Below are 18,170 nucleotides of genomic sequence, written 5' to 3'. Positions count from 1 at the left end.
CCTCTCAGTAGACGACCGACGGCAGCTGGGCCGTCTCCTCGTGCGGTTGCTCGTCGGTGTCCGGTCCCTTCTGCGCGGCCCGGATGATGAGGCGGATCTCGACGACGGCGAGCGCCGCGTAGATCGCCGTGAACGAGATCAGCGAGATCAGCACCTCGAGGCCGCTGACTCCCGGCGAGACACCGTCCTGGGTGGTCATCAACCCGAACACGATCCAGGGCTGTCTGCCCATCTCGGTGAAGACCCAGCCCATGATGTTGGCGGCGAGCGCGAGCGGGAACGACCAGATCGCGAGCTTCCACATCCACTGCGCCGGGGGCTTCTTGGCGCCCTTGCGGGTGAGCCAGAGGCCGGCGACGGCGACGAGTGCGGCCGCGATGCCCAGGCCGATCATCCAGCGGAACGCCCAGTACGTGATCCACAGGACCGGGGCGAAGTCCTCGAGCCCCGTCGCGGCGTACGTCTGGGCGTACTCGGCGTTCAGGTCGTTGATGCCGTGCACGCACGCGTCGAGCGTGTGCGTCGACAGCAGCGACAGCAGGTACGGCACCCGGATCGAGAACAGCTCGGAGCTGCCGTCCGGCGTGCCCAGGGTGAAGAGGCTGAAGGAGGCATCCGGTCCGCAGACCGTGTTGAACGTCGCCTCCGCTGCCGCCATCTTCATCGGCTGCGCGGCGTACATCGCGAGTCCGAGCTGGTCTCCTGTGAGCACGACCCCGGCGGTCGAGACGATCATCGCCCACAGCCCGAACTTGAGCGAGATGCGCATCGTGTCGAAGTGCTGGCCGCGCGAGAGATGCCAGGCCGACACCGAGATGACGACACCGGCGGCGAACATGAACGCGCCGAAGATCGTGTGCGGGAACGCGGCGAGCGCGACGGGGTTGGTCAGCAGGGCCCAGAAGTCGGTCAACTCGGCGCGGTTGGTCGCCTCGTTGAAGGTGTAGCCGACCGGGTTCTGCATGAACGCGTTGGCCGCGATGATGAAGTACGCCGAGAGGATGCTGCCGATCGAGACGCACCAGATCGTGGCGAGGTGGAGTTTCTGCGGGAGCTTGTCCCAGCCGAAGATCCACAGTCCGATGAACGTCGCCTCGAAGAAGAACGCGAGGAGCCCCTCGAAGGCGAGCGGGGCGCCGAACACGTCGCCGACGAAGCGGGAGTAGTCCGACCAGTTCATGCCGAACTGGAACTCCTGCACGATGCCGGTGACGACGCCCATGGCGAAGTTGATCAGGAAAATCTTGCCGAAGAAGCGGGTCAGGTGCAGGTACTGGACCTTGCCGGTGCGCACCCACGCGGTCTGGAAGATCGCGGCCACCAGGGCCATGCCGATCGTCAGCGGAACGAAGAGGTAGTGGTAGACGGTCGTCAGCCCGAATTGCCATCGGGCGAGAGCGAGCGGATCAAGCCATTCCATGCGCTACTCCTGTTCTGTGAGGCCGTTGCCCCGCGCTGTGACGCCGCAGCGTCGTTCCCTCAGCCATCCGCGCCGTGGCGTCGCGCAGCTGGACGGTGCAATCCGATGCGAGGACCGCGTCGCGGACGCACTCGGCTTCGAGTGGTCCGCCGGCCTCGTTCAGCACGCTCTGCATGAGCTCGAGATGCACGCGGCACAGCATCGGACGGTCCTCGGACCGACTGGCCGCATGCGGGCACGGGCTGAGGTCGACCGAGAGGCTGCCGTCGTCGACGACCGGCTCGAAGCCGCTCTCCTCCAGGTGCTCCACCAGCGCATCGAGCTGATAGGTGGCCTCACGGCCGAGGTCGGACGCCGCGTCGGGAATCATGCTGCGCATCAGGTCGCCCCGACGCGCAGCCGCCTTGGCCTTGTCGCGCGCCACCGGGCTGGACGCGCCCGGCGCGCCCGTGGCGGCCCGGTAGAGGGTGCGCGGTCGTCCGCGCGTCTTGCGGTGCTCGACGGTCGGGATGACGTGGCCGCCTTCGATCAGGCGCTGCAGGTGCTCGCGGACCGTGTTGGGATGCAGACCCGTGGCCTCGCACAGCTCCGCGATCGTCAGTTCGGCGCGCGCCCTCGTGCTTCCCGCCTCGAAGAGCAGGTGCAGGATCTGCACCCGGGAGTAGCTCGATATCGGCCCGCAAACGGACCCGCCGTTGGCCATGGTCCCAGTATCCCGTGATACCGGGACTTTGCACCGGTGTCCGGCCGTGAATAAACACCTGGTCGATAGGGATGTCCGATCCCGGCGATAGCCTGGCAGCATGGCCACCCGAAAACCCGCTCCTCCAGCCTACGTCTGCACGGAATGCGGGTGGACCACCGCCAAGTGGGTCGGCCGCTGCGGCGAATGCCAGCAGTGGGGCACGGTTCAGGAGCAGGCAGCGCAGACCGGCATCCTCCGACGCGTCGGCCCCGTCGCTCCGACGGCGGATCGCGCGGCACGACCGATCACGCAGATCACGACGCAGGATGCTCCGCGGCGCTCGAGCGGCGTCGGGGAGTTCGACCGGGTGCTCGGCGGCGGCATCGTGCCCGGAGCCGCGATCCTGCTCAGCGGCGAGCCGGGCGTCGGCAAATCGACCCTGCTGCTCGAGGTCGCGGCCCAGGCGGCTCGCGGCGGTCGCCGTGTCCTGTACGCCAGTGCCGAGGAGTCGCCGGGCCAGGTGCGCCTGCGCGCCGAACGTACCGGCGCCCTGCACGACGAGCTGTACCTGGCGAGCGAGACCGACCTGGCGACCATCCTCGGCCACATCGACGAGGTCAAGCCGCAGCTCGTGATCGTCGACTCGGTGCAGACCGTCTCGTCGTCGCTGATCGACGGTGCCGCCGGGCAGCCGAGCCAGGTGCGCGAGGTCGCGGCGACACTGATCCGCATCGCGAAGGACCGCGATCTGCCGATCATCATCGTGGGCCACGTGACGAAAGACGGCCAGGTCGCCGGCCCCCGCGTGCTCGAGCACCTGGTCGACGTGGTGTGCCATTTCGAGGGCGACCGGCAGACGTCGCTGCGCTTCATCCGCGCGCTCAAGAACCGCTTCGGTCCGACCGACGAGGTCGGCTGCTTCGAGATGACGGGCGACGGAATCGCCGAAGTCCCCGACCCTTCTGGGCTCTTCCTCTCGCAGGGTGCCACCGAGCCGGGAACCTGCGTCGCGATCTCCCTCGAGGGGCGCCGCGCGCTTCCCGTCGAGGTGCAAGCACTCACGGTGCCCAGCAACGCTCCGAATCCCCGCCGCATCGTGCACGGGGTCGACTCGTCGCGCGTGGCGATGGTGCTGGCGATCCTCGAACGGCGCGCGAACATCAAGACAAGCACGCTCGACGTCTACGTGTCGACCGTGGGCGGCGTGCGCTTCACCGAACCGGCCGCCGACCTCGCCATCGCCATCGCCGTGGCCGGCTCCATCCAGCAGTTCTCGGTGCCGCGCACGGTCGCCGCCGTCGGTGAGCTCAGCCTCGCGGGCGAGATCCGTCCGGTCACCCAAGCGGCGCAACGTCGATCCGAGGCCGCCCGTCTCGGTTACGAGCAGGTCGTCGACGACCGATCGAAGACCCTCCGCGCCGCGCTCGGCGATGTCCGCGCCCGCAACACGTCACGCCGTTCCGATCGCGACGTTCCGCCGTTCTGATCGACCCCGGCGGGTCGCTGCAGCCCCCGAGGGTCTCGGCTCTCAGGCGTCGAGCGCCTTGAGCAGCTCGACCGGATCCGCCTGCATCGGATGCGGGCCCGCGATGTCGAGGAACACGGTCGTGATCGGATGCGCCGCCAGGAAGCTCCGGAGCCAGTCTGACGTGTAGATGCCCACGCCGGGCGGGAGGTTGGCGGGCTTGTTCTTCGCGTCACTGAACAGCAGCAGCGCGAGGTCGCCGGTGTTCGCGTCACGGTAGGTCCATACCTCTCCGCTGTCGAGCGGATTGTCGCGGGCTCCCGGCTTGATCAGCGGCACGACCGTGGTGCCGTTACGGAGGGCGAGGGCGACCGCTGCGACGTCCTGCTTCTCGAGCGCCAGGGCCAGAGCCTCCGAACGGAAGTCCTCGGGGGCGGGCTTCTTCTTCCCGGGTTTCGCCTTTTTCGCTGCCATGCATCCAGCTTATGCAGACGGCGAGGCGCCGCGCGCGGAATCGACAGCGGAGACGTAAGGGGCCCTCTCGAGTCCTCCATTGGGGACTGGGGTACTCGAGAGGGCCCTCGGACTCTCGGTGCGGCGATGTCGAAGCGCTGGGGACGCTGTAGTTCGACGCCACTGGGGATGGCATGTTGCCGCATGATGCGGAGAGTCACCTCAATGGTATCCCAAAGATCCGCACCTGTCTGCCTCAGACAGCCGAGGATGCCAAGGTCGCACCTTTCCGCATGGGAAGCCGCTCGACGCGACGCATTTCGAAGGCGCTGCGGCGCGATCACTTCGAAGTGCGAACAGCGAACTCGAACGACGGATCAGTACAGGAGGATCTGCGTGGTCGTGAGGCTCGTGAATCCGCCGATGGAAACCTCGACGTGGTACGAGGCTCCCCCGCCGGGAGCGCGCTGACGGTTCTCCTGGTCGCAGGTCTCGACGCTCGAGCGGGTGCGATCCCAGGTCACCGGGTCTTTGCTGGTGACGGTCGTGCCGGCGGTGAGCGTCGCGATCATGCTGCTCGGGTTCTCCTGGCAGTCCGTCGACCGCCACCAGACGTCGGCGCCGCTGGAGATCGTGAAGACCTGCGTCGTCGAGCCGACATCGAGCGTGCAGTCCTTCGTGCCCTTGTTGGTCAAGGAGATGGAGAGCTTCGGCAGGACACCCGCGGCATAGGTCTCCGCGTCCGTGACCGCCGAGACCTCGACGTCTTTCGCCTCGCAGGCGACGATCGCCGGCGTCTGCTCGGACGAAGGGCTCGGCGACGGCGACTCGGCGTCGGTCGTCGGGGTCGTGGTGGGCGTCTCCGACGACGAGGATGTCGGCTTCGGAGAGGCATCCGCGGCTGCCCAGGGCTTCGCGATCAGGAGCCAGATCCCGATGCCGATCGCGGCGACGAGCAGGATGAGCCCGATCACCACGACCAGTCGCCGACGACGATAGACGGCAGCGGAAGGACGGGGCATGGTTCCAGGTTAAGCGATCCCGCCCGTGCAGCCTGGGAGGCCGCGGCGGTGGTCTGCCGTGGGCCCTCAGAGCACCTTGAGCATGCGCGTGTTGCCGAGCGTGTTCGGCTTGACGTGCGCGAGATCGAGGAACTCCTCGACACCCGCGTCACCGCTGCGCAGCAGCTGGGAGTACACGTCGGGGTCGACGACCTGCTCGCCGATGGGAGTGAAGCCGCGGCGGCTGAAGAACTCGACCTCGAACGTGAGGCAGAACAGGCGCGACAGCCCGAGCGTGCGCGCGTTCTCCTCGAGACGATCGACGATGGCCCGGCCGACGCCGTGGTGCAGCCAGTCATCCTGCACGAGCAGGGTGCGCACCTCGCCGAGATCTTCCCAGAACACGTGCAGCGCGCCGCAGCCGATCAGCACACCGTCGGCCTCGGCGACGACGAACTCCTGCACCGCGCCGTAGAGCACCGCCAGGTCTTTACCGAGCAGGATGCGCTGCTCCACGAGGGGCTGCAGCAGGTTGCGGATGCCGACGATGTCGGCGCTGCGGGCCGGTCGGACGATGTACTCGCTCACGGGACAAGCCTAGAACCCATGACCCGTCGCTGCCTGTGCCGGACACAGGAAAGGGGCGGATGCCGCAGCATCCGCCCCTTTCGTGATTCAGCCTTCGTGATTCAGCCGGAGGTCACTCCCCGCTGGCGACCGCCAGGTCGGGAGTGCCGGCGATCGCGCCGCCGCCGGTGTTGGCGCCGACCGCGACCTTCTCGCCGCGCGGGCCGTGCTCGAACAGGAACTCCCCGTCCTTCGCGTCGACCTTCACGTGGTCACCCGAGTTGAGCTCGCCGTGCAGGATCTTCTCCGACAGGCGGTCCTCGACCTCGTGCTGCATCGCGCGACGCAGCGGTCGGGCGCCGAGCGCCGGGTCGAAGCCGATCTCGATGAGACGCTCCTTGGCGGCCTGCGACAGCTCGATCGTCATGTCACGGTCCAGCAGACGCTCGCCGAGGCGCTTGGCGAACAGATCGACGATCTGCACCAGCTCGGTCTTGGACAGCTGCGGGAACACGATGATGTCGTCGACACGGTTGAGGAACTCGGGCTTGAAGTGCCGCTTGAGCTCTTCGTTCACCTTGCCCTTCATCCGGTCGTAGCTGGTCGAGTCGTTGCCCTCGATCTGGAAGCCGACAGGACCGCCCGCGATGTCACGTGCACCGAGGTTGGTGGTCATGATGATGACCGTGTTCTTGAAGTCCACGATCCGACCCTGGCCGTCGGTGAGCCGACCCTCTTCGAGGATCTGCAGCAGCGAGTTGAAGATGTCGGGGTGGGCCTTCTCGATCTCGTCGAAGAGCACCACGCTGAACGGCTTGCGGCGCACCTTCTCTGTGAGCTGGCCACCCTCTTCGAATCCGACGAATCCGGGAGGGGCACCGAACAGACGCGAGACCGTATGCTTCTCACCGAACTCGCTCATGTCGAGCGAGATGAGAGCCGCCTCGTCGTCGAACAGGAACTCTGCGAGAGCCTTGGCGAGCTCGGTCTTTCCGACACCCGTGGGGCCGGCGAAGATGAACGAGCCCGAGGGGCGCTTCGGGTCCTTGAGACCGGCACGCTGACGACGGATGGTCTTGGAGAGGGCGGCGATCGCCTCTTCCTGACCGACGACGCGCTGGTGCAGGGCCTTCTCCATGAAGACGAGTCGGCTGGACTCCTCTTCCGTGAGCTTGAACACGGGGATGCCGGTGGCCTGTGCGAGCACCTCGGCGATCAGACCCTCGTCGACGACCGCGGAGGTCGCGACGTCGCCCGCACGCCACTGCTTCTCGAGACGCAGACGCTCGGCGAGGAGACTCTTCTCCTCATCGCGGAGGGATGCGGCCTTCTCGAAGTCCTGCTCCTCGGAGGCGACTTCCTTCTGCTCGCGCACCGTGGCGATCTTCTCGTCGAACTCACGCAGCTCGGGCGGGCTCGACAGGATCGACAGACGCAGGCGTGCGCCGGCCTCGTCGATCAGGTCGATCGCCTTGTCCGGAAGGAACCGGTCGGAGACGTAGCGGTCGGCGAGGTTCGCCGCGGCCACGATCGCACCGTCGGTGATCTGCACCTTGTGGTGCGCCTCGTAGCGGTCGCGCAGCCCCTTGAGGATGTTGATGGTGTGCGGCAGCGTCGGCTCGTTGACCTGCACCGGCTGGAAGCGGCGCTCGAGCGCCGCATCCTTCTCGAAGTGCTTGCGGTACTCGTCGAGCGTCGTGGCACCGATGGTCTGGAGCTCACCACGAGCGAGGAGCGGCTTCAGGATGCTGGCCGCGTCGATCGCGCCCTCGGCGGCACCCGCACCCACGAGGGTGTGGATCTCGTCGATGAAGACGATGATGTCGCCGCGCGTGCGGATCTCCTTGGTGACCTTCTTCAGGCGCTCCTCGAAGTCACCGCGGTAGCGGGAACCGGCGATGAGAGAGCCGAGGTCGAGCGAGTAGAGCTGCTTGTCCTTCAGCGTCTCGGGAACATCGCCCTTGACGATCGCCTGGGCCAGACCTTCGACGACGGCGGTCTTGCCGACGCCGGGCTCGCCGATCAGGACGGGGTTGTTCTTGGAACGGCGGGAGAGGATCTGCATGACCCGCTCCGCCTCCTTCTCGCGCCCGATGACCGGGTCGAGCTTGTTGTCGCGCGCGGCCTGGGTGAGGTTGCGACCGAACTGGTCGAGCACCGCGGAACCACCCTGGGTACCGGCAGGCGAGTCGTTGGTCTGCGCGCCGACGGATGCCGGCTCGCGGCCAGGGGCTCCGGAGAGCAGCTGGATGACCTGCTGGCGGACCTTGTTGAGGTCGGCGCCGAGCTTGACGAGCACCTGAGCGGCGACGCCCTCACCCTCACGGATGAGGCCGAGCAGGATGTGCTCGGTGCCGATGTAGTTGTGGCCGAGCTGCAGGGCCTCGCGGAGGCTGAGCTCGAGCACCTTCTTGGCGCGCGGCGTGAACGGGATGTGCCCGGTCGGCTGCTGCTGACCCTGGCCGATGATGTCCTGCACCTGCTCGCGCACGGCGTCGAGGGAGATGCCGAGGCTCTCGAGGGCCTTGGCGGCGACGCCTTCACCCTCGTGGATGAGGCCGAGCAGGATGTGCTCGGTCCCGATGTAGTTGTGGTTGAGCATCTTCGCCTCTTCTTGGGCGAGGACGACCACTCGACGGGCTCGGTCCGTGAATCTCTCGAACATGCTGTGACTCCTTATTCGCACGGGGCGAAGACGCGTGAAGCGCTTGTACATCGAGAGTAACCACCACATCGGGCACGTATGCCCGTGTTCGCCGTGGGCATACCGGGGCTTGACCGTGTTATCGACAGTCGTTATGTTAACGACAGTCGATAACAACCGAACTCAAGGAGGCAGCGATGCGCACCAGAGAAGGACGCCCCTCACTCGTCGACGGGATCGCCCTCGGACTCATCGCCACCGGCGCCGTCAGCGTCGGGATCGGCGCGATCGTCGCCGTGACCTCGGCCGCATCCGAGATCTTCGGCACCGCGCCGACCGTGTCGATGCCCGTGCACGACGTCGACCTGACCGCGCTGGACGGAGTCTCCGGCGTGAGCGCGGCGACGGTCGACACCGCGCTCGTCACGGTTCCGGCGATGCCTTCGGGGGCCCGCTGGATGCTGCTCCTCGAGACGCTGCTCCCGGCCCTCGCGACCGTGGCGCTGTGCGCCGGCGTCTGGTGGCTCGGCGTCTCCCTCATCCGCTCACGACCCTTCCGCGCATCGCTCGGCTGGATGTTCGCGGTCGCCGCAATCCTGATGATCGCCGGCTCGTTGTTCGGCCAGTTCGCCGGCGGCGTCGGCCGGGCCATGATCGTGCAGGACCTCGCCACCACCGATCCGCAGGTCGAGGACGTGCTGTGGACGCTCCTCGTGCAGTTCGACCTCGCACCCGTGGGCTGGGCGTTCGCCCTCGCCCTCGTCGCCGGTCTGTTCGAGATCGGCCGAAGACTGCAGCGCGACACGGAAGGACTCGTCTGATGACCACGACGAACACGACCACCAGAGCCACCCGATCCGAGACGGCGGATGCCATCACCGTGATCCTCTACGCCGCCGCGGCGCTGGTCACGGTCGCGTTCGCCACGATCCTGCGCGTCGCGCGCACGTTCCGCGAGACCGGAATCGCCTGGACGATCCCGATCGACCAGCAGCCGATCTCGGCGACGACCGACTCGGGCGCCATCTCGATCGAAGGGTTCGCCGACGAGGCGATGATCATCGCGAGCGGCGTGGACACGGTGTCGATCGTCGCGATCGTCGCCGCCATCGCGCTGTGGGCTCTCGCGGCGCTCCTCGTCATCGCGAGCGTGACCCTGGTCGCCTGGAACTTCCTGCGCGGCCGGTTCTTCGTCCGCGCGAACGTCTGGGCGTTCAATGCGATCGGATGGACGCTCGTGGCAGCGCCGATCCTGATCGTGATGCTGGAGACGATGGGGCGCAACGGCGTGACGAGCGCTCTCGGTCTCGGCGACGGTGAGCCCGTACATCTGGTCGAGTTCTGGACGATCGCGCCGTTCTTCGCCACCGGGGTGACCGTCGGCCTGGTCGCCGTCGCATTCCGCCGCGGCATCCGCCTCCAGCACGAGAAGGCGGCGCTCGAGAAGGAGACGGAGGGACTCGTCTGATGCTCACCTTCGGATCTGACGAACTCGGACAGTCCCTGCTCTACATCGGGATCGGGCTCGCGGTGATCGCCCTGATCGTGGCGGTCGTCGTATGGAACAGTCGCCGCCGTGGGAGCCGCACCGTCGCCCTCGATGCCGCCCTCACCCTCTCCGCGTGGTGGATCCTGCTCTCGGCCGTGGGCGCAGTGATCGTCATCGCGAAAGCGTTCACCGTCGACTGGGCCGAGCTCCACGGCGAGACGAACGTCTGGGTGGCTTGGCCGGCGGACCTTCCGTGCTCAGAATTCGGCGACAGCGCGACGACCATGCTCACCTGCAGCGGGTCGTCGCTCGCAGACTTCACCGTCGGGAACGCGTCCCTCGGGCTCCGCCTCCTCGCCGCAGCGGCCCAGCTGAGCACCCTCGCCCTGACGACCATGCCCGCCGTGATCCTCGCGGTCATCTGCTTCCACACCCTGCGCGGACGCGTGTTCTCGCGCACGGTCACGCGGGCTCTCGTGGGCGGCGCCATCGCGGTCCTCGTGTTCGGCGTCGCCGCCGACCTCCTGGGCGGGATCGCCGCGACCGCCGGGCTGCGCGAGGTGTTCCCGCCCGACAGCGAGTGGTACCCCTCGGCCTATCAGCTCACCATCACCCCTCTCCCCTTCGGCGCGGCGCTCGCCCTCGTCGCCCTCGCCGCCGTCTTCCGCCAGGGGTCGCGGCTCGAGCAGGACAGGGCTCGCCTGCAGGAGGAGACCGAGCGTCTACAGAAGGACACGGAGGGACTGGTGTGACCCCGGCCGAGAGCGACGACGAGCTCACCGGCATCCACTGCCGGCTCGACGAGCTGCTCGCCGACCGGGGGATGACCCTGACCGAACTCAGCGCCACGGTGGGGGTGAGCATCGTGAACCTGTCGGTGCTGAAGAACGACCGCGCCCGCGCCATCCGGTACTCCACGCTGCGCGCGATCTGCGAGGCGCTCGACTGTGAGGTGGGCGACCTGCTCGTGCTGGCCCCGCGCTGATGCAGGCAGATGTCTGCATGGACGAGTATGCTCATCTGCATGCGAACCACCCTGAACCTCTCTGAAGCCCTCGCGGCCGAGGCGAAGGCGCGCGCAGCCGCGGAGGGCCGGACCTTCACGAGCTTCATCGAAGAGGCCCTGCGGGAGCACTTGGCGAAGCTCCAACCCGCTGCGCCCGTCGAGCCCCTGCCGACTTTCGGCAACCCGCGCACCTCACGATTCCTCGTCGACATCGACGACCGCGACGCGCTGTGGGAAGCACTGGAAGAGACTCCGATCCGGTGATCGTTCCCGACGTCAACATCCTCGTTTACGCGTTCCGTGCCGACTCCGCGGAACATCAGACCTACGCCCCATGGCTGAACGAGGTGCTCACCCTCGAACCGATCGGCGTCTCGGACACGATCCTGAGTGGGTTCGTCCGCATCGTCACCCATCCGCGGATCACCACGGCCCCGGCACCGATCGACGCGGCGATGGCCTTCACCCGCAGCCTCATCGCCGCCCCGCGCACACAGTGGCTCACGGCAGGGGCACCGGCCTGGAACCGACTCGACGATCTTGCCGCAAGCGATCAGGGCGTCCGCGGGAACCTCGTGCCCGACGCGTACATCGCCGCGCTCACTCTGGCGAACGGCGCACGTCTCGCCACCCGCGACCGCGGCTTCGCGCGATTCCCCGACCTGAAATGGTTCGATCCGGCGACGGACGCGCGAGCCCGCGGCGGCAGCTGAGCGAACAGCGTCATCGTTCGTCATATCCGCCCAGGGAATTCCCAGGCGGTCATAGCGTTGGGCCTCAGGGCGCGCACTCGGCGCGCCGTGATCCTGGAGTCCCCACCCTCATGAGCACCACCGCACGCGCCCAGAAGGCGCCTGACACCCGCGGGCCGGTCCGGAAGCTGCTGACCTCGTTCGGCTTCCAGATCCTCGCAGCCCTCGTCCTCGGCATCGCCGCCGGTCTGATCGGCCGCCAGCTCGGAGCCACGGCGGAGAACCCCAACGGTCTGTCGGCCACCCTCGACACGATCGGCAACTCGTATGTGACGCTGCTGCGCGCCGCTGTCGTCCCGCTGATCTTCACGGCCATCGTCGCCAGCATCTCGAACCTCCGTCGCGTGCAGAACGCCGCACGCCTGGCCGGACAGACGATCCTGTGGTTCGCGATCACCGCCTTCATCGCGGTCATCATCGGCATCGTGCTGGGTCTCGTGATCCAGCCGGGCAACCGCGCCGGAGAGGGCCTCGAGACCGGGGAGCCCTACACCGTGGGTACCTGGTGGAACTTCCTGCTGGGCCTGATCCCGCAGAACTTCCTCGGCCTGACGGTCAACACCTCGCCCGGCGCAGCCGACGGCACGTTCTCGTCGAGCGTGGGCTTCAACATCCTCCAGGTCATCGTGGTCGCGGCCGTCATCGGCATCGCGGCACTCAAGGCCGGCAAGAAAGCCGAGCCCTTCCTCGTCTTCACCGAGTCGCTGCTGAAGGTCATCCAGCGCGTGCTGTGGTGGATCATCCGCATCGCCCCGCTCGGCACCTTCGGTCTCATCGGCTCGGCCGTGATCAAGTACGGCTGGGAGAAGCTCGCCTCGCTCGGCTGGTTCGCGGCCGCCGTCTACATCGGCCTCGCGCTCGTGCTGTTCGTCGTCTACCCGATCCTGGTGCGCACGCACGGCCTGTCGATCAAGCAGTACTTCTCGGGCGTCTGGCCCGCCGTGCAGCTGGCCTTCGTCAGCCGCTCCTCGATCGGCACGCTGCCCCTCACCGAGCGCGTCACCGAGCGCAACCTCGGCGTCCCGCGCTCCTACGCGTCGTTCGCCGTGCCGCTGGGCGCGACCACCAAGATGGACGGCTGCGCCGCGATCTACCCGGCCATCGCCGCGATCTTCGTCGCCCAGTTCTTCGGCATCGAGCTGAACTTCGTGCAGTACCTGCTGATCGTGATCGTCTCGGTCGTCGGCTCGGCGGCCACCGCCGGTACCACCGGCGCGGTCGTCATGCTCACGCTGACGCTGTCGACCCTGGGCCTGCCGCTCGAGGGCGTCGGGCTGCTGCTCGCGATCGACCCGATCCTCGACATGGGCCGCACCGCGGTCAACGTCGCGGGCCAGGCGCTGATCCCGACCATCGTCGCCAAGCGCGAGGGCATCCTGAACGAGGAGCTCTACAACGCGCCGCGCGAGGGCCTGCCCTTCGCCGACGACTCCGGCGACGACGACGCTCCCGAAGCGGATGCCACCTCCGACAAGGAGCCGGTCGGCGCTCGCTGACCCCACTCCGGCCTCGCACAGAGCGCCCCGCCCCTTCTCGGGACGGGGCGCTCTGGCGTCTCAGGTCAGGCCCGGCTCTGCTGACGGGTGGCGCCGCGGGTGTCGAGCGCGAGCTCCTCGGCATCCATCGCGGCGATCAGCTCGCGCATGACCTCTTCGTCGAGGTTGCCGGCATCACGCTCGGCGAGGAGGATCTCGCGCCGCACCTGCAGCCATCCCCGGGACAGGGCGACAAGGTCTTCGTAGGACGGGCGGCTCGCGGCATCCTCCACCTTCTGCGCCTCGTCGGTGTCCTTCTCGACCCGGGTCATGCGCTTCGTGAACGCGTCGAACACACCGAGGTCGACCTCGCCGTACTTCGCCTCCCACTCGACGCGCCTCTCGGCAAGGAACTTCTTTCCGGCCTCGCGGCTCTTCGCCCGCACTTCGGCGAGCGCCGCTTCGTCTTCCTTCTCATCGGCGTCGCTGGCGATCCCGAGGCTCCGGATGAGCAGCGGCAGCGTGAGCCCCTGCAGCAGCAGCGTGCCGACGGTGACGATGAAGGCGACCACAACGATGGCGTGCGAGGCTTCGGCGTCGAGCGTCGCGAGGTCGGCGGCGGCCACCGCGATCGCGAGGGTGACCACGCCGCGCATGCCCGCCCAGGAGATGACGGCACTGTCCTTCCAAGTGAGCTTGAGCCCCGCCATCCGGTCGCGCACGATCTGGCTGCGCAGCTCGTCGGCCGTGTAGTCCCCCCAGCGCCGGGACTTGCGGTGCCGCTTCTCGAACTCACCGCTCTGCACACCGCGATCCCATCGTTCGAGCTTCCGGCGGTCCTGGAAGTTCGCCCAGGCGCTCGTCGGATAGATGTAGAGCGGCCGCACGACCAGGACGACCAGCAGCACGGCACCGGAGAGCAGGAGGATGTGTCCGACCGACTCGCTGCCGAGATCGCGGAGCACGCGCGGGAACTGCAGCCCGATGTAGGCGAACACGAAGCTCTCCAGCAGCAGGTCGGCCGAGAGCCAGAGCGGCTTCTCCTGCTGACGGGTCGTGTAGTCGGTGCGCGGGGAGTTGTAGCCGACGTAGAGGCCCATGGCGACGACGGCGAGAACCCCGGAGCCCAGCAGATGCTCGGCGATCGCATAGGCGCCGAACGGAGCGAGGAGCCCGAACGTGCCGATCACGACCGCATCGCTGATGCGCATTCGCAGCTGGTGCAGGACGATCCCGAACACGAGGCCGATGCCGACCCCGATCGCGACGGCCAGCAGGAACTGCCCGATCCCACCCCAGACCGAGACCGTGGCGCCGGCGAGGATCGCCGCGAACACCCGGTACAACGTGAGCGAGGTGGCGTCGTTGATGAGGCTCTCGCCGGAGAGGACGGTCATGATCCGGCGGGGCAGACCGAGTCGGCGACCGATCGCCGCGGCGGACACCGCATCGGGCGGGGCGACGATCGCACCGAGCAGCAGCGCGCCGGGGAGGGTGAGCGCGGGGAAGATCCACCAGGCTACGAATCCGACAGCGAGGGCGGTGATCAGCACGAGCCAGATCCCGAGCCGGCGGATCTGCGGCAGGCTGCGCTTGAACCCGACGAACGAGACGTCGAGCGCGGCCGAGTACAGCAGCGGCGGCAGCACCAGGCTGAGGAGCAGGTGCCCGTCGATGTCGATGTCGGGGACGAACGGGAGGAAGGAGACGGCGAGCGCCACGACCGTCACCAGCAGCGGCGCCGGCCACCCTCGTGAGCGCGCGAACGCCGCCACCGCGACCGAGCCGACGAGGACGTAGAAGATGCCTGCTTCCATGAGGGAAGCGTATCGCCGCCCTGCATGGCTTCCCGGCGCTCAGGAGCGGCGGGAGGTGGGCCTTTCCCGATCAGAGGCGGACGCGGAATCGTCGGCGAGGGATTCGCGCAGGTCGGCGTTCTCGTCCTGCAACTCGAGTACCCGGGCGATCCCGACGATGTTGAGGCCGTCGTCTCGCAGCTGCGCCGCGCGCCGAAGCCGGTCGATGTCGTCGTCGCTGTAGCGCCGGGTGCCGCCCTCGCTGCGCGCCGGCAGGAGCAGACCCTTGCTTTCGAACAACCGGAGCGTCGCCTCGGGAAGGTCGACGAGCTGAGCTGCCACGGCGATGCCGTAGAGCGGTGTGCGTGAGTCGCGGTGCGTCATCCTGAAAAGTCCCTCAGCTCGGGTTGCGAGTTCTCCGAAGTTGTTCTATAAAAAATCTATAGCACGATATGCAGATAACCTGCATCGAATCACCGCCCAACTGGGCCGCACGAAAGGAGACACCCCATGGCACTCACCTTCGATCCCTTCAGTCAGCTCGATCGCTTCGCCGCGAGCGTGCTGGACTCCGTTCGCGCACCCCGGCTGATGCCGGTGGACCTGTACCGCGACGGCGACCGGTACATCCTGCACGCCGACCTGCCGGGAGTCGATCCCGGATCGATCGACGTCGACCTCGACGGCGGCCAGCTGACCCTCAGGGCGCAGCGCACGGCCGACAGTCGAGAAGGCGTGCGCTGGCTCGCCCGCGAGCGCGGTGCCGGCTCATTCCTGCGACAGTTCTCGCTCGGCGAGGGCGTCGACCTCGACGGCATCAGCGCCTCGTACGACAGCGGCGTGCTCTCGGTGATCATCCCCGTGAGCGAACGCGCCAAGCCGCGCAAGATCACCGTGGAGTCGACCGAGCAGCGCCAGGCCATCGACGCCTGACCTACCGGGGGTGGCGCCGCGCGCGCCACCCCCGCCACGCCGGTCGCGGCCTGATCGGGGAATGCCGGAGAGCGGCGGCGGGTTGTCCCTCGGGATGAATGACGTCGCCCTCTCCGTCCTCGACCTCGTCCCGGTGCGCACCGGCCAGACCAGTGCCGAGGCCATCGCCGCCTCCCTGTCCCTCGCCGAGATCGCCGATCGGCTCGGCTACCGCCGGTACTGGTTCGCCGAGCACCACAACATGCCGTCGGTGGCATCCACCACTCCCCCGGTGCTGATCGCGGCGGCAGCCACCCGCACCTCCCGCATGCGCCTGGGCTCCGGCGGTGTGATGCTGCCCAACCACGCCCCGCTCATCGTCGCCGAGCAGTTCGCCGCCCTCGAGGCCATCGCCCCGGGACGCATCGACCTGGGTCTCGGCCGCGCTCCCGGCAGCGACCCCGTCATCACCCAGCTGCTGCGCGGCTCGGGCACCACGAGCGACGTCGAGCAGTTCCCCCGCCACGTGCAGGACATCGCGGCGCTGCTCTCCGCCGAGGGCGCCGCGCTGCGGTTCACCTCGGGCGGCGAGTACACCGTGCGCGCGACACCCGCCGCGACCGGCACCCCCGAGGTGTGGCTGCTCGGGTCGAGCGACTACTCGGCGCAGCTGGCCGCCTCGCACGGTCTGCCCTACGTCTTCGCGAACCACTTCTCGGGCCAGGGCCTCGAGCGCGCGCTCGACCTGTATCGCACCGGCTACCGTCCGAGCGAGGAGCACCCGGAGCCGCGCACCTTCCTCACGGTCAACGCGGTCGCCGCACCCACGCAGGAGGAGGCGGAGGCGCGCGCCCTCCCGCAGCTGCGCATGATGGCGCGACTGCGCCTGAACCAGCCGCTCGCCGCTCTAGAGACCGTCGAGGAGGCGGCCGCCGCCGAGACCGACGCTGCGACCGACGAGGTCGTACAGGCCGCCCGCTCGCGGTGGTTCGTCGGCACGGGCGAGAGCGTGGCCGCGGAGATCAGCGCCTTCGCCGAACGATACGGTGTCGACGAGGTCATGCTGTCGCCGGTCGCCGGCGCCTACGATGCCGAACCGAACGACGCACCGACCGGTCGCGCACAGACGCTCGAGCTCATCGCCGCCGCGCGCTGAGCTCCTGTCAAGCCCTGGCTTTCCCGCCGGTACAGGCGTAGCGTCACGCACAGTGCCGTCGACAGGGGCGCAGCCCCTTCGGCGATCGCACTGTCGGCAGCAGCAGAAGGAGTTCGATGATGAGCACCACCAAGACTCTCGCCCTCTGGGTCGCCTATGGCCGCAACGGCGTCGTCGGCAGCATCCGCCACGATGACGCCGGTTACACGGTGACGATGGCCGGCTCCGACGAGGCGACCGGGACGTACCCGAACCTCGCTTCAGCGAAGGGCTCCCTGCATTCCCATATGGCTCCGGGCAGCGACTGGCCCCGCTTCCAGGAGCACTGAACCACGGCATCCGCCTGACCGTGCTGGGCGGTCGGGCGGGTGACGTCAGACGTCGGGCTCGCCGGAGAGGATGCCGCGCAGCCAGTCGCGCGCCTCGATGAAGATGTCGTCGGAGTAGCGCTCGGGGTAGTGCACGATCTGCCGGTCGGCGCGCGGATACGAGCCGAGGAACACGACCCGAGGGCTGAATCGCCGGATGCCGAGCAGCGCGTCGGCCATGCGCTCGTGCTCGATGTGACCGTCGGCGTCGATGACGAACCGGTAGCGGCCGAGCTCGTCGCCGATCGGCCGCGACTCGATGAGCGACAGGTTGATGCCGCGGGTCGAGAACTGTTCGAGCATCTCGAGGAGCGAGCCGGGGTGGTCGTGCGGGAGTTCGACGATGAGCGAGGTCTTGTCCGCCCCGGTCGGCTCGGGCGAACGGGTCGTGCGGGTGACGAGGACGAAGCGAGTCACGGCCTGGGCGTTGTCGCCGATGCCCTCCGCGAGCACGTCGACGTCGTAGTGGTTCACGATGCCGGGCGCCGCGATGGCCGCCTGCGCGGGCAGCGTGCCGTCGAGGACGCCGATCGCGGATGCGACATTGCTCGATGCGGGCACGTGCGAGTGCGAGGGGAGATGGGCGCCGAGCCAGCCGTGGCACTGGGCGTACGCGACCGGATGCGCCGCGATCACCTCGACCTGGTCGAGCGTGGTCCCCCGCGGCGCGACGAGCACGAAGTTCACACGCACCAGGTATTCGCCGATGATGCGGAGGCCGGGGAGCGTCGCGAGGGCGTCCTGCGTGGTGGAGACGCCGCCCTCGATCGAGTTCTCGATCGCGATCATCGCGGCGTCGCTGCGGCCCTCGAGCACGTCGGCCAGAGCTTCGCCCACGTTGTGCACGGAGCGCCACTGCTGACCGCGGGCCTCGGCCACCTGCTCCAGCGCCGCCTCCGTGAAGGTTCCGGCAGGGCCCAGATAGCTGTAGGTACGGCGTTCAGTCACGGGTTTCACCTTATCCCCCAGCTGACAGACCGA

General features: G+C 68.3%; 20 protein-coding genes. 11 read left to right on the top strand and 9 right to left on the bottom strand.

What is annotated here, in order from left to right; translation table 11 throughout:
- Positions 1 to 4 precede the first annotated feature (4 nt).
- On the bottom strand, positions 5 to 1,420 hold the full coding sequence (locus ACIOTO_RS10135) for a cytochrome ubiquinol oxidase subunit I (RefSeq protein WP_029262439.1): 1,416 nt from the start codon (positions 1,418 to 1,420) through the stop codon (positions 5 to 7).
- Positions 1,407 to 2,123: a helix-turn-helix domain-containing protein gene (locus ACIOTO_RS10130; protein ID WP_400857682.1), complete on the bottom strand. Its 717-nt coding sequence runs from the start codon at positions 2,121 to 2,123 to the stop codon at positions 1,407 to 1,409. The genes ACIOTO_RS10135 and ACIOTO_RS10130 overlap by 14 nt, the downstream gene beginning before the upstream one ends.
- Positions 2,124 to 2,223: 100 nt before the next feature.
- Between ACIOTO_RS10130 and radA the strand changes: the two genes are divergently transcribed.
- Entirely contained in the window at positions 2,224 to 3,591 is a 1,368-nt protein-coding gene (gene radA, locus ACIOTO_RS10125; RefSeq protein WP_105711931.1) for a DNA repair protein RadA, read from the top strand.
- Between the two features lie 42 nt (positions 3,592 to 3,633).
- On the opposite strand, the gene ACIOTO_RS10120 is transcribed toward radA, so the two are convergent.
- From ACIOTO_RS10120 to ACIOTO_RS10105, 4 genes are all read right to left on the bottom strand, one after another.
- Positions 3,634 to 4,044: a hypothetical protein gene (locus tag ACIOTO_RS10120; protein ID WP_029262442.1), complete on the bottom strand. Its 411-nt coding sequence runs from the start codon at positions 4,042 to 4,044 to the stop codon at positions 3,634 to 3,636.
- Between the two features lie 356 nt (positions 4,045 to 4,400).
- The gene (locus ACIOTO_RS10115; protein ID WP_105711932.1) at positions 4,401 to 5,045 is read right to left on the bottom strand and encodes a hypothetical protein; all 645 of its coding nucleotides are present in this window, start codon (positions 5,043 to 5,045) and stop codon (positions 4,401 to 4,403) included.
- A gap of 66 nt (positions 5,046 to 5,111) precedes the next feature.
- The gene (locus ACIOTO_RS10110) at positions 5,112 to 5,612 is read right to left on the bottom strand and encodes an amino-acid N-acetyltransferase (protein ID WP_029262444.1); all 501 of its coding nucleotides are present in this window, start codon (positions 5,610 to 5,612) and stop codon (positions 5,112 to 5,114) included.
- A gap of 112 nt (positions 5,613 to 5,724) precedes the next feature.
- Positions 5,725 to 8,256, bottom strand: a complete 2,532-nt coding sequence (locus ACIOTO_RS10105; RefSeq protein WP_029262445.1) for an ATP-dependent Clp protease ATP-binding subunit — start codon at positions 8,254 to 8,256, stop codon at positions 5,725 to 5,727.
- A 176-nt stretch (positions 8,257 to 8,432) separates the two neighbouring features.
- Here ACIOTO_RS10105 and ACIOTO_RS10100 point away from each other — a divergent pair, with 176 nt between their 5' ends.
- The 7 genes from ACIOTO_RS10100 (at position 8,433) to ACIOTO_RS10070 (ending at position 12,978) form a co-directional block, all read left to right on the top strand.
- Positions 8,433 to 9,056, top strand: coding sequence for a hypothetical protein (locus tag ACIOTO_RS10100; RefSeq protein WP_105711933.1), 624 nt, complete (start codon positions 8,433 to 8,435; stop codon positions 9,054 to 9,056).
- Positions 9,056 to 9,703, top strand: a complete 648-nt coding sequence (locus ACIOTO_RS10095) for a hypothetical protein (RefSeq protein ID WP_105711934.1) — start codon at positions 9,056 to 9,058, stop codon at positions 9,701 to 9,703. The genes ACIOTO_RS10100 and ACIOTO_RS10095 overlap by 1 nt, the downstream gene beginning before the upstream one ends.
- Positions 9,703 to 10,476 (top strand): hypothetical protein, encoded by a 774-nt coding sequence (locus tag ACIOTO_RS10090; protein ID WP_400857681.1) that lies wholly within the window; start codon positions 9,703 to 9,705, stop codon positions 10,474 to 10,476. Before ACIOTO_RS10095 ends, ACIOTO_RS10090 begins: the two co-directional genes overlap by 1 nt.
- Complete coding sequence (locus ACIOTO_RS10085) at positions 10,473 to 10,709, top strand: helix-turn-helix domain-containing protein (protein WP_400857680.1); 237 nt, start codon at positions 10,473 to 10,475, stop codon at positions 10,707 to 10,709. The genes ACIOTO_RS10090 and ACIOTO_RS10085 overlap by 4 nt, the downstream gene beginning before the upstream one ends.
- 39 nt (positions 10,710 to 10,748) lie before the next feature.
- Positions 10,749 to 10,994 (top strand): CopG family transcriptional regulator, encoded by a 246-nt coding sequence (locus tag ACIOTO_RS10080; protein ID WP_400857679.1) that lies wholly within the window; start codon positions 10,749 to 10,751, stop codon positions 10,992 to 10,994.
- Positions 10,991 to 11,443 carry a TA system VapC family ribonuclease toxin gene (locus tag ACIOTO_RS10075; protein WP_400857678.1) on the top strand — a complete coding sequence of 151 codons (453 nt, stop codon included), beginning with the start codon at positions 10,991 to 10,993 and terminating at the stop codon, positions 11,441 to 11,443. Before ACIOTO_RS10080 ends, ACIOTO_RS10075 begins: the two co-directional genes overlap by 4 nt.
- A 110-nt stretch (positions 11,444 to 11,553) precedes the next feature.
- Complete coding sequence (locus ACIOTO_RS10070; RefSeq protein ID WP_372468855.1) at positions 11,554 to 12,978, top strand: dicarboxylate/amino acid:cation symporter; 1,425 nt, start codon at positions 11,554 to 11,556, stop codon at positions 12,976 to 12,978.
- Between the two features lie 65 nt (positions 12,979 to 13,043).
- Here ACIOTO_RS10070 and ACIOTO_RS10065 read toward each other — a convergent pair whose 3' ends face one another.
- Together ACIOTO_RS10065 and ACIOTO_RS10060 are read right to left on the bottom strand one after the other, a co-directional pair.
- The gene (locus ACIOTO_RS10065) at positions 13,044 to 14,774 is read right to left on the bottom strand and encodes a sodium:proton antiporter (RefSeq protein WP_105711936.1); all 1,731 of its coding nucleotides are present in this window, start codon (positions 14,772 to 14,774) and stop codon (positions 13,044 to 13,046) included.
- A gap of 39 nt (positions 14,775 to 14,813) precedes the next feature.
- Positions 14,814 to 15,137, bottom strand: a complete 324-nt coding sequence (locus ACIOTO_RS10060; RefSeq protein ID WP_372468852.1) for a MerR family transcriptional regulator — start codon at positions 15,135 to 15,137, stop codon at positions 14,814 to 14,816.
- A 126-nt stretch (positions 15,138 to 15,263) separates the two neighbouring features.
- On the opposite strand from ACIOTO_RS10060, the gene ACIOTO_RS10055 reads away from it, so the two are divergent.
- From ACIOTO_RS10055 to ACIOTO_RS10045, 3 genes are all read left to right on the top strand, one after another.
- Positions 15,264 to 15,686, top strand: a complete 423-nt coding sequence (locus ACIOTO_RS10055; protein WP_029262455.1) for an Hsp20/alpha crystallin family protein — start codon at positions 15,264 to 15,266, stop codon at positions 15,684 to 15,686.
- Positions 15,687 to 15,780: 94 nt separating this feature from the next.
- Positions 15,781 to 16,821 carry an LLM class flavin-dependent oxidoreductase gene (locus ACIOTO_RS10050; RefSeq protein ID WP_400857677.1) on the top strand — a complete coding sequence of 347 codons (1,041 nt, stop codon included), beginning with the start codon at positions 15,781 to 15,783 and terminating at the stop codon, positions 16,819 to 16,821.
- A gap of 119 nt (positions 16,822 to 16,940) precedes the next feature.
- Positions 16,941 to 17,150, top strand: coding sequence for a hypothetical protein (locus tag ACIOTO_RS10045; RefSeq protein WP_029262457.1), 210 nt, complete (start codon positions 16,941 to 16,943; stop codon positions 17,148 to 17,150).
- Positions 17,151 to 17,195: 45 nt separating this feature from the next.
- On the opposite strand, the gene pheA is transcribed toward ACIOTO_RS10045, so the two are convergent.
- A complete protein-coding gene (gene pheA / locus ACIOTO_RS10040) occupies positions 17,196 to 18,146 on the bottom strand; it encodes a prephenate dehydratase (protein ID WP_029262458.1) in 951 nt (316 codons plus the stop codon).
- Between the last annotated feature and the right edge of the window lie 24 nt (positions 18,147 to 18,170).

The sequence above is a fragment of the Microbacterium sp. NPDC087592 genome (genome assembly GCF_044743585.1).
Taxonomy (GTDB): domain Bacteria; phylum Actinomycetota; class Actinomycetes; order Actinomycetales; family Microbacteriaceae; genus Microbacterium.
The sequence above is the reverse complement of the archived record's forward strand: the minus strand, read 5'-3'. Positions and strand labels throughout refer to the sequence as shown.

Excerpts from the sequence above, each read along its gene's own strand:
- ACIOTO_RS10070 (WP_372468855.1), top strand. The coding sequence starts at position 11,554 with ATGAGCACCACCGCACGCGCCCAGAAGGCGCCTGACACCCGCGGGCCG.
- ACIOTO_RS10060 (WP_372468852.1), bottom strand. The coding sequence starts at position 15,137 with ATGACGCACCGCGACTCACGCACACCGCTCTACGGCATCGCCGTGGCA.
- ACIOTO_RS10100 (WP_105711933.1), top strand. The coding sequence starts at position 8,433 with ATGCGCACCAGAGAAGGACGCCCCTCACTCGTCGACGGGATCGCCCTC.
- radA (WP_105711931.1), top strand. The coding sequence starts at position 2,224 with ATGGCCACCCGAAAACCCGCTCCTCCAGCCTACGTCTGCACGGAATGC.
- ACIOTO_RS10130 (WP_400857682.1), bottom strand. The coding sequence starts at position 2,123 with ATGGCCAACGGCGGGTCCGTTTGCGGGCCGATATCGAGCTACTCCCGG.
- ACIOTO_RS10090 (WP_400857681.1), top strand. The coding sequence starts at position 9,703 with ATGCTCACCTTCGGATCTGACGAACTCGGACAGTCCCTGCTCTACATC.
- ACIOTO_RS10120 (WP_029262442.1), bottom strand. The coding sequence starts at position 4,044 with ATGGCAGCGAAAAAGGCGAAACCCGGGAAGAAGAAGCCCGCCCCCGAG.
- ACIOTO_RS10080 (WP_400857679.1), top strand. The coding sequence starts at position 10,749 with ATGCGAACCACCCTGAACCTCTCTGAAGCCCTCGCGGCCGAGGCGAAG.
- ACIOTO_RS10045 (WP_029262457.1), top strand. The coding sequence starts at position 16,941 with ATGAGCACCACCAAGACTCTCGCCCTCTGGGTCGCCTATGGCCGCAAC.
- ACIOTO_RS10065 (WP_105711936.1), bottom strand. The coding sequence starts at position 14,774 with ATGGAAGCAGGCATCTTCTACGTCCTCGTCGGCTCGGTCGCGGTGGCG.
- ACIOTO_RS10115 (WP_105711932.1), bottom strand. The coding sequence starts at position 5,045 with ATGCCCCGTCCTTCCGCTGCCGTCTATCGTCGTCGGCGACTGGTCGTG.
- ACIOTO_RS10055 (WP_029262455.1), top strand. The coding sequence starts at position 15,264 with ATGGCACTCACCTTCGATCCCTTCAGTCAGCTCGATCGCTTCGCCGCG.
- ACIOTO_RS10135 (WP_029262439.1), bottom strand. The coding sequence starts at position 1,420 with ATGGAATGGCTTGATCCGCTCGCTCTCGCCCGATGGCAATTCGGGCTG.
- ACIOTO_RS10095 (WP_105711934.1), top strand. The coding sequence starts at position 9,056 with ATGACCACGACGAACACGACCACCAGAGCCACCCGATCCGAGACGGCG.
- ACIOTO_RS10105 (WP_029262445.1), bottom strand. The coding sequence starts at position 8,256 with ATGTTCGAGAGATTCACGGACCGAGCCCGTCGAGTGGTCGTCCTCGCC.
- ACIOTO_RS10050 (WP_400857677.1), top strand. The coding sequence starts at position 15,781 with ATGAATGACGTCGCCCTCTCCGTCCTCGACCTCGTCCCGGTGCGCACC.